The organism is Mycobacterium lehmannii (assembly GCF_002245535.1).
GTDB classification, from domain to species: domain Bacteria; phylum Actinomycetota; class Actinomycetes; order Mycobacteriales; family Mycobacteriaceae; genus Mycobacterium; species Mycobacterium lehmannii.
In genome coordinates this window covers 25,455-41,160 of the sequence record NZ_NKCN01000020.1, presented here as the reverse complement: position 1 = coordinate 41,160, position 15,706 = coordinate 25,455, and the positions used below count along the sequence as shown (strand labels likewise).

Genomic DNA, 15,706 nt, shown 5'->3' with positions numbered 1-15,706 from the left:
GTCCATAGGTGACCCTGATCGTGACGAGGTCCGACCGGCTCAGCTCTGCGAGGTCACGCAGCGCATCCCGATCGCGATCGCGCGGTGACTCGTGAATCGCGCGACCGTCCAGCTCGACGACGACTCCCTGGCGCTTGTAGCGCACATCCTGGAATGTCGACCGGCCGGTCGCGGTGCTGCGGATCTGGCGCTCCCCTCGCGGCAGCCCGTGCGCCCGCTCGACTCGATGCAGGTAGCCACGCTCCAGCACCGAACACGCGCCGTCGCGGACGTCGGTGAGCATCGCCTCCACCGTCCGCCGACCCGCGACACGGCGGCGTGAAGGGTCTGCAGGATGCGCTGGGGGGTGGTGCGCCGCGCGGCACCCACCCGCGCCAATACGGCGAAGGCGGCGGCGACATCTTCGTCGCGAAGTTCACTGCTGATCACGTCGATCAGTGCGTGTTCCAAGCGGATCGCCGGCGGGCTGCGGTCGAGATCGGCGCGCTGAGCGAAATCCGGCATTCGATGCAGCACCACCCGTCGCAGTGGCCGCAAATTGCGCGACGGGTCGACGGCGACGTGCACGACGGTCATCGGCGGATCGGGCAGCGCCGACGCGTGGGCCAGCGCGGCGGGCCAGAATGCCAGCACCGCGGCCCAGTGGCGCTGCGTCTGCGTGAGGCGGCCGCTGTGATTCACGTAGACGCCGCGCTCGAGCGGTATCAACTCGCGACGGCGTACCAGTCTGGCGATATCGAAGTCGCTACCACCGGCGGCCAGTACCTGGCGGCGAGCGACGACTCCGTCCTGCGCGACAGTGAGGTCCGCGACATGTCCGAGGTGCCAGCGCGTCACGCAAATAAGCGTGAACGAGACACCGCCCGCGAACCAGTCGCCACCGAGGCCGCTGTGGATAACCCCTTAACCGGTGGGTCGCACGCACGTGGTGCGTGGGATCAACCCGTCAGAGCGCAGGAGGCGTTTGCCCATATCGGCCCGGGGTCACCGACTCCGATGATCGAGTCGCCTACCATCGACGCTCGTGCCTGCCCATCGGATCGCGCGACTGATCGCCGTCGTCGCGGGCATCGCCGGTGTGCTGTTGTGCGGGCTGGTCCCGCTGCTGCCGGTCAAACAGACCACCGCGACCATCCTGTGGCCGCAGGGCACCGGACCCGACGGGTTCGTCAGCGACATCACCGCCCCGCTGGTCTCCGGCGCCCCGCAGGCCCTCGATATCTCGATCCCCTGCCGGGCCGTCGCCACGCTGCCCGCCGACGGTGGGCTGGTGCTGTCCACCGTCCCGCCGGGCGGCATCGACGCCAGCCGTAACGGGCTGTTCGTGCGCGCCACCTCCGACCTCGTTGTCGTGGCGTTCCGCGACTCCGTCGCCGCCGTCGCACCGCGGCCCGCCGTCGAGGACGGCGCCTGCAGCACTCTGCACATCTGGGCCAACCCCGGCGAGGCCGGCGCCGACTTCATCGGGCTGCCCGGGGCCGTGGGAACGCTGCCGGCCGAGGAGAAGCCGCAGGTCGCGGGCGTCTTCACGGATCTGGAGGTCGCACCACAGGAGGGGCTCGAAGCGCGCGTCGACGTCGACACCCGCTTCATCACCTCCCCGACCGCGCTCAAGCTCGCCGTGATGGTGCTGGGGGTCTTGTGCGTGATCGCGTCGATCGTGGCGTTGGCGGTGTTGGACCGCCGGAGCCGCGCCTGGCGGCGTGTCTGGGGGGTGGGCTTCTGGCACTGGGTGGCCGACCTGGCCGTCGTGGGCACCTTGCTGCTGTGGCACGTCATCGGCGCGCTGTCATCGGACGACGGCTACAACCTCACCATCGCCCGCGTCTCGGCCGACGCCGGCTACACCGCGAACTACTACCGCTTTTTCGGCGCCACGGAGGCCCCGTTCGACTGGTATCAATCGGTGCTCGCGGCGTTCGCCTCGGTCAGCACCGCCAGCGTGTGGATGCGGGTGCCCGCGACGCTGGCGGCCATCGGCGCCTGGTTGATCGTCAGCCGCTGCATCCTGCCGCGCCTCGGCCGTCGGCTTGCGGCCAACCGGGTGACGGTGTGGACGGCGGGGGCGGTGTTCCTGGCGGCGTGGCTGCCGTTCAACAACGGCCTGCGGCCTGAACCGTTGATCGCGTTCGGCACCGTCGCGGTGTGGGTGCTGGTGGAGAACGCCGTGGCCACCCGGCGGACGTGGCCTGCCGCGCTGGCGATCGTCATCGCGGTGTTCAGCGTGACGTTGGCGCCGCAGGGACTGATCGCGATCGCGCCCCTTCTGGTCGGCGCCCGCGCGATCGTCCGCACCATCCGCGCGCGTCGTCCCGTCGACGGTGTGCTCGCGCCGCTGGCCGCGCTGCTGTCCGCGCTCGCGCTGATCTTCGTGGTGGTGTTCCGCGACCAGACTCTGGCCACGGTGGCGGAGTCGGCCCGCATCAAGTACGTCGTCGGCCCGACGATCGCCTGGTACCAGGAGTTCCTGCGCTACTACTTCCTCACCGTCGAGGACAGCGTCGATTCGTCGCTGACCCGACGCTTCGCGGTGCTGGTGCTGTTGCTCTGCCTGTTCGGGATGCTCGCGGTGCTGCTGCGGCGCGGCGGTGTCGCCGGCATGGCGCGCGGGCCGGTGTGGCGGCTGATCGGGTCGACGGCGATCGGCCTTCTGCTGCTGACGTTCACGCCCACCAAGTGGGCGGTGCAGTTCGGCGCGTTCGCCGGTCTGGCGGGTGCGCTCGGTGCGGTGACGGCGTTCGCGTTCAGCCGCGTCGGGCTGCACAGCCGTCGCAACCTCGCGCTCTATGTCACCGCGCTGTTGTTTGTATTGGCTTGGGCGACATCGGGGATCAACGGCTGGTTCTATGTCGGCAACTACGGTGTGCCGTGGTTCGACAAGCAGCCGGTGATCGCCGGTATCCCGGTCACCGGGATCTTCCTCGCGCTGGCGATCATCACCGGCCTGCTTGCGGGGTGGCTGCACTTCCGCATGGACTACGCGGGGCACACGGAGGTCGCCAACACCAAACGCAATCGCGTCCTCGCCTCGACGCCGCTGCTGGTGGTGGCGACGATCATGGTGGTGCTCGAGGTCGGCTCCATGGCCAAGGGCGCCGTGCAGCGCTACCCCGTCTACACCACCGCCAAGGCGAACTTCTCGGCGCTGAAGTCCGGGCTCTCGGACACCAGCTGCGCGATGGCCGACGATGTGCTCGTCGAGGCCGACACGAATGCCGGTATGCTGCAACCGGTTCCGGGGCAACGCTTCGGCGAGTACGGCCCGCTCGGCGGGGAGGACCCCGTGGGCTTCAACCCGAACGGCGTCAGCGACACCCTCGAACCGCCCGAGCCGATCACCGCCAACCCCGGCACCGTCAACTCCGACGGCTCACCGAACGAACCCAACATCGGGATCGGCTTCGCCGCAGGCACCGGCGGTGGATACGGACCCGTCGGCGTAAACGGTTCAAATGTGTTCCTGCCGTTCGGACTCGACCCCGACCGCACGCCGGTGATGGGCAGCTACGACGAGAACACCGTCGCGGCCAAGGTGACCTCGGCGTGGTACCAGCTGCCGCCACGCACCCCGGACCGGCCTTTGGTCACCGTCGCGGCGGCGGGGGCGATCTGGTTCTACGAAGAGGACGGTTCGTTCAACTACGGGCAGTCGCTGAAGCTGCAGTGGGGTGTGCACCGCCCCGACGGCAGCTATCAGCCGCTGGCCGAGGTGCAGCCGATCGACGTCGGCCCCGGTCCTCAAAAGGCCTGGCGCAACCTGCGTTTCCCGCTCGCCACGGCGCCGCCGGAGGCGAATGTCGCGCGCATCGTCGCCGACGACCCGAACCTGTCCACCGACCAGTGGTTCGCGTTCACCCCGCCGCGGGTGCCGGTGCTCGTCACGGCGCAGCAGTTCCTCGGCTCGCAGACACCCGTCCTGATGGACATCGCGACCGCCGCGAACTTCCCTTGCCAGCGCCCGTTCTCCGAACATCTCGGCATCGCCGAGTTGCCGGAATACCGCATCCTCCCGAACCTCAAGCAGGTGGTCGTGTCCTCGAACCAGTGGCAGTCCGCCGAGGACGGCGGTCCGTTCCTGTTCATCCAGGCGCTGTTGCGCACCTCGACCGTGCCCACCTATCTGCGCGACGACTGGTACCGGGACTGGGGTTCGATCGAGCGGTACCTACGGGTGGTCCCCGAATCCGAGGCGCCGGACGCGGTCGTCGAGCAGGGGGCGGTGCGCGTGTTCGGTTGGAGCCGTAGCGGACCCATCAGGGCGCTGCCATGAGCCAGACATCGAGTTCCGACGTGCGAATCGCCCGATGGGTTGCCGCGGTCGCCGGCCTGATCGGCTTCGTGCTGTCGGTGGCAACTCCCCTGCTTCCCGTGGAACAGACCACCGCATCGCTGAACTGGCCGCAGCAGGGCGAGTTGAACAGCGTCACCGCGCCGTTGATCACGCAGACTCCGGTGCGGATGTCGGTGACCGTGCCGTGCGAGGTGATCCGCTCGATGCCGCCGCGCGGCGGAGTCGTGTTGGGCACCGCGCCCAAGGACGGTAAGCAGGCCGCGCTGCAGAGTCTGTTCGTCACGGTCAACCCGCAGCGTGTCGACATCACCGACCGAAACGTGGTGGTGGCCAGCGTCCCCCGAGCCCGGGTGGTCGGCACCGGGGACTCCCCGGGATGCTCTCGCATCGAGATCACCTCCTCGGAGGAGGGCACCTTCGCCGACTTCGTCGGGCTGACGAAGGCGGACGGTTCGCCGCAGTACACCGGTTTCCCGGACCCGAACCTGCGCCCCGCGATCGTCGGCGTGTTCACCGACCTGACCGGTCCTGCGCCGTCGGGGCTGAGCCTGTCGGCAGAGATCGACACCCGGTTCACCACCAATCCGACACCGTTGAAGTTGACGGCGATGGTGCTGGCCATCGTGTCGACGGCGATCGCACTGCTCGCGCTGTGGCGCCTGGATCGTTTGGACGGCAGGCGAATGCGGCGGCTGATCCCGCAGCGGTGGCGGACGTTCAGCCCCACCGATGTGGTGGTGGTCGGCGGCTTCGCGGTCTGGCACGTGATCGGGGCCAACTCCTCTGACGACGGCTACATCCTCGGGATGGCCCGGGTGGCCGGTCACGCGGGGTACATGTCGAACTACTTCCGATGGTTCGGCAGCCCCGAGGACCCGTTCGGCTGGTACTACAACCTGCTGGCGATGATGACCAGCGTCAGCGACGCGAGCATCTGGATGCGACTTCCGGACCTGGTGTGCGGAATCGTGTGCTGGCTGTTGCTCTCTCGTGAGGTGCTGCCGCGCCTCGGTCCCGCTGTTGCCGCGAGCAAGCCTGCGCTGTGGGCGGCGGGGCTGGTGCTGCTGGCGGCATGGATGCCGTTCAACAACGGCCTGCGCCCCGAAGGCCAGATCGCCACCGGCGCGCTGATCACCTACGTGCTGATCGAGCGGGCCATCACCTCAGGACGACTCACTCCCGCGGCGTTCGCGATCATCACGGCGGCGTTCACGCTCGGGATCCAGCCGACGGGTCTGATCGCGGTGGCCGCGCTGCTGGCGGGCGGTCGACCGCTGTTGCGCATCCTGGTGCGTCGCCGCCGGGTGGTGGGCGTCTGGCCGCTGGTGTTGCCACTGCTGGCCGCAGGAACGGTGATCCTTACGGTCGTCTTCTTCGACCAGACCATCGCAACGGTGTTGGAGGCGACCAGGATTCGCACCGCCGTCGGCCCGAACCAGGAGTGGTACACCGAGAACCTGCGCTACTACTACCTGATCCTGCCGACGGTGGACGGATCGCTGTCACGTCGCTTCGGCTTCCTGATCACCGCGCTGTCGCTGTTCGCCGCGATGTTCATCATGTTGCGACGCGGACGCGTGCCCGGGGTGGCACGGGGTCCCGCGTGGCGGCTGATCGGGATCATCCTGGGCACGGTCTTCTTCCTGATGTTCACCCCCACCAAGTGGGTGCACCACTTCGGACTGTTCGCCGCGGTCGGGGCGGCGATGGCGGCGCTGGCCACCGTGCTGGTGTCGCCTGCGGTGCTGAAGTGGTCACGCAACCGGATGGCTTTCCTGGCCGCTGTGTTGTTCGTGCTCGCACTGTGCTTCGCGACCACCAACGGCTGGTGGTACGTGTCGAGTTACGGCGTCCCGTTCAACAACGACGAACCCGCCATCGGCGGCATCACCGTCAGCACGGTCTTGTTCGCGCTGTTCGCGATCGCGGCCATATGGGCGGCCTGGCTACATTTCTCGTCGCGGACCCGCGGCGAAGGGCGCATCGCCCGGGCGCTGACCGCGGCGCCGATCCCGGTCGTCGCGGGCTTCATGGTGGTCGTGTTCGTCGGATCGATGCTCGTCGGCGCGGTCCGCCAGTACCCCACCTACTCGAACGCGTGGGCCAACCTGCGCGCCTTCGCCGGCGGTTGCGGCCTGGCCGACGACGTGCTCGTCGAACCCGACGCCAACCAAGGCTTCCTGACAGCGCTGCCCGGGCAGTACGGGCCGTTGGGCCCGCTTGGTGGAGACGGGCCGGTCGGGTTCACCGCCGATGGTGTGCCGGAAAAGATTGTCGCCGAGGCGATTCGGATGAATCTGCCGATGCCCGGCACGGACTACGACTGGGACCAGTCCACCGAGCTGGACGAGCCCGGTGTCAACGGGTCGACGGTGCCGCTGCCGTACGGGCTCGACCCGAACCGGGTTCCGGTGGCGGGAACCTACGTCGAGGGACCCCAGCAGCAGAGCAGGTTGACGTCGGCCTGGTACGAACTGCCCGCCCCCGACGACGGGCATCCGCTTGTCGTCGTCACCGCCGCCGGAACCATCACGGGCGACAGCGTGTTCAACGGGCGCACCGAGGGCGAGACGGTCGAATTGGAGTACGCGCGCCGCGCTCCGGACGGTGCCATGGTGCCCGCCGGCCGGATGGTGCCCTACGACCTGGGTCCGATCCCGTCGTGGCGCAACCTGCGCTTCCCCCGCGCCGACATCCCGACCGATGCGGTCGCCGTTCGCGTTGTTGCCGAGGATCTTTCGCTGACGCCGGGCGACTGGCTCGCGGTGACTCCGCCCCGGGTCCCCGAACTGCGGTCGGTTCAGGAGTACGTGGGCTCGGAGCAGCCGGTGCTGATGGACTGGGCGGTCGGTCTGGCATTCCCGTGCCAACAGCCGATGCTGCACGCCAACGGCGTGACGGAGATTCCGAAGTTCCGCATCACCCCGGACTACAACGCCAAGCGCAAGGACACCGACACGTGGCAGGACGGCCTCAACGGTGGTCTGCTGGGGATCACGGATCTGCTGTTGCGCGCGCACGTGATGGCGACGTATCTGTCGGAGGACTGGGGTCGGGACTGGGGCTCGCTGCGCCGGTTCGAGCCGACCCCTGAGGCGCAAGGGGCGACGCCTGCGACGCTGGACTTCGGGACGGCCACCCGCAGCGGCCTGTACAGCCCGGGCCACATCCGCATCAAGCCGTAATCGTCGACGCGAGCAAGCTCTGCGGCAGTTGTCGCGCCCTCGGCGATCTAGGTCTGAGCCGCCTAGTGGTGAGGGCGGTCCGACGTGGTTCTCCCACCTGGTCGCCGGCGACGAGATCGACGAGTTGTGTCTCACCAGATCGGCATGCGGCGCAAGGTGTACTGCTCGGCGACGACGGCACCGTCATCGTCCGATGGGTTCGGCGCTGAGCGCCCGCTCGCGCGATTTTGAATCGAGGTCAGCCCGTTGTTGCGTTGCGCGGCTGATCTGCTTTTCTCGCATCAGGCGCAGCGACTTGCACAGCAGCCGGGTCTCGCACGGGCCAGATAACCGCGACGCGTGGTCGACCACGCGACGTTCAGCTCCGCCGACAGCTGCGTGGACCCATCACCGCAACGACACGATTCCGCGCCACGGGCCTCTGCTTGCGCTCACAAGGAGTTTGGTGGTGTCCAGGTGCTCGGGTTCGACAAACTGGGCGCTCGCCAGGCCTCCGATGTGAGACCCTCGGAGAAGGTCTTCGTCCAATTCGGCAGTTCGGCGCCAACCACGGGCGCATGAAGGTGAGGACGCATATGGCAGATGAAGTCCGCTAGATAAACCTCTCGGCCGAGCGCCCGGGTACGCGCTCTGATGTGACACCAGGCAATATGCGTGCCGACCGATCTCGGCGATGACCGTCGGCGACCCCACTTGGAGGGCGCAGGTCGCACGTCTCTTATTCGCGACAGACAGCAATGAACTTAGGAACTGACCATGACAATCCGTCGCCAAACCGCCCACCCCTTCCTACTCAGGTGTGTTGTGATGCTGGCCGCCGCGCTCGGATGTGTCGCACTCGGGTGCGGCACGATCGCGAGTGCCGAGCCCGTATGGGACATCGAGGAGTTCGACAACTGCACCCAAACCCTGGACGAGGGCCTCGACAACACGCAGAACTGGATCGATACCGCCAACGAGTACTGCTGTAAGCACAGCGGCGGCGTGTGGAACGACAATCGAAAAGAGTGTGTGGCGCCGCCGGCCGAGGGCCAGGGCGCCGGGCCACAAGTGCCGCCGCGGGAGGTACTCCCGACGGTCCGTGTCAATCCGCCCAACATCGGCGAGCCCATTCCGCCGATGGCGCCCCCGGTGTTGGCACCAGGGGTTCCGTTGCAGCCCCCAGCGGGGTGACCACGGGCGCGGGGGACTAGATCGGGGTGAGGCCGTGCTTGCGTTGCACGCGGGTGATCTGCTTGTCGCGCAGCAGGTTCAGCGACTTGCGCAATAACAGCCGGGTCTCGTGCGGCTGGATCACCGCGTCGATGAAGCCGCGCTCGGCGGCGATCCACGGCGTGGCCATGTTGAGGTTGTAACCCTCAATGAAGTCGGCGCGGATCTTCTGCACCTCCGGCGCCGTCGGATCCGGGAACCGCTTCACCAGCAGCTGGGCGGCACCCTCGGCGCCGATCACCGCGATGCGCGCGGTCGGCCACGCGAAGTTCAAATCCGCCGACAGCTGCTTGGATCCCATCACCGCGTATGCCCCACCGTATGACTTGCGGATGGTGATGGTCACCTTCGGCACATCGGCCTCGACGACGGCGTTCAGGAAGCGGCCGCCGCGCTTGATGATGCCGCCCTTCTCCTGCTGGACACCCGGCATGAATCCCGGCGTATCGACGACGAAAACCAAAGGCAGGTTGTAGGAATCGCAGAACCGGATGAACCGCGCGGCCTTGTCGGAAGCCTCGTTGTCGATCGACCCGGACAAGTGCATCGGCTGGTTGGCGACCACCCCGACCGGGCGTCCGTCGACCCGCGCGAACGCGGTGATGATCGCCGGACCCTGCTGCTCGGCCACATCGAAGACGTCGCCGTCGTCGAAGATCCGCAGCAGGATCTCGTGCATGTCGTAGGCCATGTTGTCGCTGTCCGGCACGATCGAGTCCAGCTCGTAATCATGCGGGGTCAGCTCCGGCTCCAGCCCGGGGTTGACGATCGGCGGATCGTCGAACGTGTTGGCGGGCAGGAACTCCAGGTAATCGCGGACGTACTGGAACGCCGCGGCCTCGCTCTCCACAACCTGGTGGATGTTGCCGTAGCGGGCCTGGGCATCGGCGCCGCCGAGTTCATCGAGCGAGACGTCCTCGCCGGTGACGTCCTTGATGACGTCGGGTCCGGTGACGAACATGTAGCCCTGATCCCGAACGGCCACGACGAGATCGGTCTGGATCGGTGAATACACCGCTCCCCCAGCGCATTTGCCGAGGATGATCGAGATCTCGGGAACCAGCCCGCGGAGCAGCTCGTGGCGGCGACCCAGCTCGGCGTACCACGCCAGCGACGTCACCGCGTCCTGGATCCGCGCGCCCGCCGAGTCGTTGATGCCGATGATCGGGCAGCCGACCATCGCCACCCACTCCATCAGCTTGGCCACCTTGCGGCCGAAGATCTCACCGACCGAGCCCTGGAACACCGTCTGGTCGTGGCTGAACACGCCGACCGGCCTGCCGTTGATCCTGGCGTGCCCCGTCACCACGCCGTCGCCGAACAACGCGTTCGGATCACCGGGCGTCTTCGCCAACGCGCCGATCTCCAGGAAGCTGCCCGGATCGACCAGGGCGTGGATTCGCGCGCGGGCGCTCGGAATGCCCTTTCTCTCCCGCTTGGCGACCGCCTTCTCCCCACCGGGCTCCTTGGCCTGTTCCAGCTTCTCGCGGAGTTCGGCGAGCAGTTCTGCGGTGGTCCTGGTGCGGATGGGCGGCAGAGATTCCGTCGTCACTTGCCCTGCTTCTCCTGATCGGTGTTGTCGGCCTCGATCTGGCTGATCGACTCGCTCATGTGCGCCCCGACCTTCGCAATGTACGGCTCGTCGATCACCTGGATGTGCTCGCCCCCGATCGGGACGACCTCCAGGTCAGAAACGAACTCCCCCCAGCCGCCGTCCGGCTTGCGGGTGGCGTAGCGCGGCTCGAAGTAGATCGCGTCGTCGTGGTAGCGGTCAGCCATGTACAGCGTGACCTTGCCGTCGTACGGCTTGATCTCGGCGGTATCGATGGCCCGCTGATCGAGATACGAGGTGCGCTGGTGCTCGATGATGCCGCCGGGGATCTGCACCCCGCTCTGGCTCACCACGTCGAGGACGTAGCGCACCTGGCCCTCGTCGTCGAGGGCCTCGAGTTCCTCGTAGGGGATCTCGGGGATCTCGACGTTGAACGTGCGCTCGGCGAAGCGGGCGTAGCGATCCCAGCGGGCGCGGGTCTCCTCCTTCGTCTGGGGGATCTCCTCACTCGGACGGACCGCGTCGATCAGACCGACGAACCGCACATCGGCGCCCGCCTGCTTGAGACCGATCGCGCACGCGTAGGCGAGCACACCGCCCAGCGACCAACCGGCCAGGACGAACGGGTGACCCTGCTTGTCTCCCGTCCAACCGTTGAGCTCCAACAGTTTCGGCACGTACTCGCGGGCGCGCTCCTCGATGGTGCCCTCGACGCGCTCGATGCCGTACATCGGTGTGTCCGCGGGCAACCGGTTGAGCAGCGGCTCGTAGACCACCGTCGAACCGCCGGCGGCGTGGAAGACGAACACCGGGATCCGGTCCGAGTCTTGGGACGGGGCGCGCAGGGTCCGCACGAAGCCGTCGACCTTGCCGCCTTCGAGGTAGTCGCGGACGGTGGTGGACAGCTCCTCGATGGTCTTCGCGGAGCGGACGTCGTCGGCGGTGATGGTGCCCTCGTCGACCCGCTCGGTCAGCCGCTCGGCGATCTTGGTCGCGGTCGCGTCATCGACGTCGGGCAGGTCGTTGAAGATGCCGCCCGGCGACTTACCGGTGACGATCGCCCACGTCGCGAACGTGACGCGTTCCGCGGCGTCGCGCGGTGGCACGTCGGAGCCGAGCGCTTCGGTGACCGCCTCCTGGGTGAGTACCTTGCTCGCCGCCGCGACCGTCGACTGTGACGGGCCGCCTGCGGCGGTTTGGGGCGTGGGGCCGCTCGGATCCGTCGGCGGCGGCGGAATCACCGGGCCGCTCGGGTCGGTCGGCGGCGGCGGGATGTCGGATTCCGTCGCCGTGCCCGCACTGGTCACCTCGGAGGCGACGCCGGTCTTCTCGGCCAACACCTGCTCGAGTTCGGCGACGGTGGTCGCACCGCCCATCAACTCGGCCTGTTCGGCCGCGATCTCCTCGGCGGTCTTGGTCTTCTGATGCTCGGCAAGCTGATCGACCTCGTCGCGGTGTTCGATCGCGTACTGGATCAGCTTCTCGACCGCATACAGGTTGGCGTCGCGCACCGCGGTCAGCTGGATCGGCGGCAGGTCGAAGTCGTACTCGACGCGGTTCTTGATCCGCACAGCCATCAGCGAGTCCAGGCCGAGCTCGATCAGCGGCACCTCCCACGGCAGGTCCTCGGGCTCGTAACCCATTGCCCCGCCGACGATCGCGCCGAGACGGTCGCGGATCGACTCACCGGAGTCCGGCGACCACTTCGCGAAGCCGGCGGCCAGGCCCGCACCCGCAGTCAGGTTGTCCTGCAGGATCTCGGCCGCGTCTTCTTCGGGATCGTCTGCGGGCGCCGCCGAAACCTGCTCGGCCACAGTCGCTCCCGTCGCCACCGCGACGGGCAGCGCCGCCGCGGCGCCGGTGCGGCTCACCACGGCGTCGTACACCAGGGTGAACGACTCGTCGATGCGCGCGTGCACCTGCACGCTGGCCCCTCCCGGATGGCGGGTCAGCGTCGTGACCAGCCGTGCGCCCTCACCGGGCACCGCGCGCTGTTCGGAGGCGACCGACTTGGCGTCGGGAATGACCTGAGCGGCAGCGGCTTTGACCAACCCGGCCAGATCCGGCTCACCCTTGGGGGCGTACTCCCAGACGTGCCTGCCGTCCGGGGTGGCGACGTGGTTGCCCGGCATCATCACCGAGCTGTCTCCGGTGAACCGCGCGTCGAGCCAGTGCGGTTTGCGCTTGAAGCGGGTCGGCGGGATGTTCGCGAAATCCAACGCCCCGGCCAACCCCTTGGACCGCCGGGGGAACAGCGTGCGGAAGTCCAGATCGTGGCCGTGCACGAACAGCTGGGCCATCGCCGCGGTCATCGAGTCGACCTCGTCCTGCTTGCGCGCCAGCGTCGCGATCAGCTGGGCGTCGTGCAGGCCGGTCGCCGCCGTCGTCAGGCCGACCTGCATGAGCGCCACCGGGTTCGGCGCTAACTCCAGGAAAGTCGTATGGCCGTTGTCGACGGCGTTGCGGATGCCGTGGGTGAAGTAGACGCTGTGACGCAGCCCCTTCTTCCAGTAGTCGACATCGTGGATGGTCTCACCGGGGCGCAGGTAACGACCCTCGTGCACCGTCGAGAAGTAACCGATCTTGATCGGATGCGGTTCGATCCCGACGAGTTCGGCGGCCAGCTCACCCAGCAGCGGATCCATCTGGGAGGTGTGGCTGGCGCCCTTGGTCTGCATCTTGCGGGCGAACTTGCCCTCTTGTTCGCAGCGCTCGATGATCGCGTCGACCTGGTCGGGCGGGCCGCCGATGACGGTCTGGGTCGGCGCGGCGTAGACGCATACCTCGAGATCCTTGAAATCGGCAAATACGGTATCGATCTCGTCGGCCGAATACTCGACCAGCGCCATCAACCGGATCCATTCGCCGAACAGCATGGCCTCGCCCTCACCCATCAGGTGAGCACGCGAACAGATGGCCCGGGTGGCGTCCTCCAGTGACAGGCCGCCCGCGAAATACGCGGCGGCGGCCTCGCCGAGCGACTGGCCTACCACCGCAGCGGGTTTGGCGCCGTGGTGCTTGAGCAACTCACCGAGCGCGATCTGCAGGGCGAAGATCACGGTCTGGACGACTTCGATGGGGTACTCGCAGGTCTCATTGGTGTAGTCGACCGCGTCATCGAGGATCAGCTCGAGGATCGAATAACCCCGTTCATCCTGGATGAGCGCATCGACCTTGTCGATCCACTCTGCGAACACCTCGTTGCGCAGATACAGGCTCTTGCCCATCTTGCGGTGCTGGGCACCGAAACCCGCGAGCACCCACACGGGCCCGTTCGTCACCGGGCCGTCGGCGCTGAACACGCTCGGGTGCTGCTTGCCCTCGGCCACGGCGCGCAGGCCCTTGATGGCCTCGTCGTGGTCGTGGGCCAGCACCACCGCGCGCGAACGCCCGTGGTTGCGCCGCGACAGCGCGCGGCCGATCGACTCCAGCGACGACGCGCGTCCCTCGGGGCTGTCGATCCAGTCGGCCAGCTCGGCGGCCGTGGCCTTTTTCCGCGATGTCAGGAAACCCGAAACCGCCAGCGGTACAACCGGTGCCGGCTGCTCACCGGCCTCCATCTCCTCGCGGGCTGCCTCGAGCAGGCGCTTGGCCTCGTCCGTCAGGCCGGGCAGTTCGGGCTCGTCCTGCTGTGCGTGCGCGGGACGGTCCAAGGCGTCGTCGTCATCGAGGCCTGATTCTCTTCGCGCAAGCGGCTCATCGACGAATTCGCCGTACTCGTCCATCCGCACCCCGCCGATGTAGACGGCGTTCGCGTCAGACGACTTGTCTTGCCCGGTTTCGGGTTCCGGCTCCGGTTCGGGCTCGACGAGGTCCGACGGCAGCACCTCGCGCAGCACGAGGTGGGCGTTGGCGCCGCCGAAACCGAACCCCGAGACGCCGGTAATCGCATAGCCGCTGTAGCGCGGCCAGTCGGTGACGGTGTCGGCGACCTTGAGGTGCACACCGTCGAAGTCGATGTAGGGGTTGGGGCCTGCGTAGTTGATCGACGGCGGGATCTTGTCGTTGCGCAGGGCCAACGTCATCTTCGCCAGGCTCGCCGCGCCCGCCGCCGACTCCAGGTGTCCCACATTGGATTTGATCGCGCCCAGCAGCGCCGGCTTGTCGGCCGCCCGCCCCCTGCCCACGACGCGGCCGAGCGCGTCGGCCTCGATCGGATCACCGAGGATGGTGCCGGTGCCGTGCGCCTCGATGTAGTCGACGAGGCGCGGGTTGATGCCGGCGTCCTTGTACGCCTTGCGCAGCACCTCGGCCTGCGCGTCGGGATTGGGCGCGAGCAGACCGTTGGACCGGCCGTCGTGGTTGACCGCGCTGCCCGCGATCACGGCGAGGATCTCGTCGCCGTCGCAGCGGGCATCCGAAACCCGCTTGAGCACAAGCATTCCGCCGCCCTCGGAACGGGCGTAGCCGTCGGCGTCCTGCGAGAACGACTTGATCCGGCCGTCCGGCGCGAGCACCCCGCCGACTTCGTCGAAGCCGACCGTCACCAGCGGGGTGATCAACGCGTTGACGCCGCCGACGACAACGACGTCGGCCTCACCCGAGCGCAGCGCCTGCACACCCTGGTGCGCGGCGACCAGCGAACTCGAGCAGGCGGTGTCGACGGCCACCGAGGGGCCGCGGAAGTCGTAGAAGTACGAAACCCGGTTGGCGATGATCGAACTCGCCGTGCCGGTGATCGCGTACGGGTGGGCGATCGACGGGTCCGACATGGCCAGGAAGCTGTAGTCGTTCAGCGAGCTGCCGATGTAGACACCGACGTTGCCGCCGCGCAGGCTCGATGCGGGGATACGGGCGTTTTCCAGTGCCTCCCAGGTCAATTCGAGCGCCATCCGCTGTTGCGGATCGATGTTGTCGGCCTCCATCTTCGACAGCGCGAAGAACTCGGCGTCAAACCCCTTGATGTCGGTCAGGTAGCCGCCGCGGGTGCGGGCCTTGGCGACGCGCTCGGCGATGCGGGGTTCGCCGAGGAACTCCTCCCAGCGGCCCTCCGGCAGATCGGTGATCGCGTCACGGCCCTCCATGAGCGCCTGCCACGTCTCGTCGGGGGTGTTCATGTCCCCGGGGAAGCGGGTGGCCAGGCCGACGATCGCGATGTCCTCGACGTCGCGCGTCCGCGTCCAGTCCTCGTCATCATCGCCGGCATCCTCGACCTCCGGCTCACCCTCGACGATCACCGTGGCCAGCGACTCGATGGTGGGATGGCGGAACGCCACGGTGGCGGTCAACGTGACGCCGGTCAGGTCCTCGATGTCGCTGGCCATCGCGACGGCATCGCGCGACGACAGGCCCAGTTCGACCATCGGCGCGCTCTCGCTGATGGAGTCGGGCGACTGTCCGGTCGCGTTGCCGATCCAGTTGCGCAGCCACTCGCGCATCTCGTTGACCGTCATATCGGTGCGCGGTGCGGTGAGCGGCTTTTCGGGCGCGAGCTGAATCTCGTCGCCGGACGGCATCTCGGGTTGC

General features: G+C 67.9%; 6 protein-coding genes. 3 read left to right on the top strand and 3 right to left on the bottom strand.

The genetic code is table 11. The features are described 5' to 3' along the window. Window positions 1-39: 39 nt before the first annotated feature. Entirely contained in the window at window positions 40-837 is a 798-nt protein-coding gene (locus CEX87_RS20090; protein WP_231984597.1) for a hypothetical protein, read from the bottom strand. A 187-nt stretch (window positions 838-1,024) separates the two neighbouring features. Between CEX87_RS20090 and CEX87_RS20085 the strand changes: the two genes are divergently transcribed. From CEX87_RS20085 to CEX87_RS20075, 3 genes are all read left to right on the top strand, one after another. Beyond that, window positions 1,025-4,270, top strand: a complete 3,246-nt coding sequence (locus tag CEX87_RS20085) for an arabinosyltransferase domain-containing protein (RefSeq protein WP_068196191.1) — start codon at window positions 1,025-1,027, stop codon at window positions 4,268-4,270. After that, window positions 4,267-7,476 carry an arabinosyltransferase domain-containing protein gene (locus CEX87_RS20080; protein WP_068196187.1) on the top strand — a complete coding sequence of 1,070 codons (3,210 nt, stop codon included), beginning with the start codon at window positions 4,267-4,269 and terminating at the stop codon, window positions 7,474-7,476. Before CEX87_RS20085 ends, CEX87_RS20080 begins: the two co-directional genes overlap by 4 nt. 807 nt (window positions 7,477-8,283) lie before the next feature. Next, the gene (locus CEX87_RS20075) at window positions 8,284-8,649 is read left to right on the top strand and encodes a hypothetical protein (RefSeq protein ID WP_133148123.1); all 366 of its coding nucleotides are present in this window, start codon (window positions 8,284-8,286) and stop codon (window positions 8,647-8,649) included. A 16-nt stretch (window positions 8,650-8,665) separates the two neighbouring features. On the opposite strand, the gene CEX87_RS20070 is transcribed toward CEX87_RS20075, so the two are convergent. Together CEX87_RS20070 and pks13 are read right to left on the bottom strand one after the other, a co-directional pair. Continuing rightward, on the bottom strand, window positions 8,666-10,216 hold the full coding sequence (locus CEX87_RS20070) for an acyl-CoA carboxylase subunit beta (protein ID WP_094288866.1): 1,551 nt from the start codon (window positions 10,214-10,216) through the stop codon (window positions 8,666-8,668). 20 nt (window positions 10,217-10,236) lie between these two features. Next, window positions 10,237-15,696: a polyketide synthase Pks13 gene (pks13, locus tag CEX87_RS20065; protein WP_198957269.1), complete on the bottom strand. Its 5,460-nt coding sequence runs from the start codon at window positions 15,694-15,696 to the stop codon at window positions 10,237-10,239. Window positions 15,697-15,706 lie beyond the last annotated feature (10 nt).

Bases quoted from the DNA above. Each gene is read 5' to 3' on its own strand.
- pks13 (WP_198957269.1), bottom strand. From the start codon at position 15,696: ATGCCGTCCGGCGACGAGATTCAGCTCGCGCCCGAAAAGCCGCTCACC.
- CEX87_RS20080 (WP_068196187.1), top strand. From the start codon at position 4,267: ATGAGCCAGACATCGAGTTCCGACGTGCGAATCGCCCGATGGGTTGCC.
- CEX87_RS20075 (WP_133148123.1), top strand. From the start codon at position 8,284: ATGCTGGCCGCCGCGCTCGGATGTGTCGCACTCGGGTGCGGCACGATC.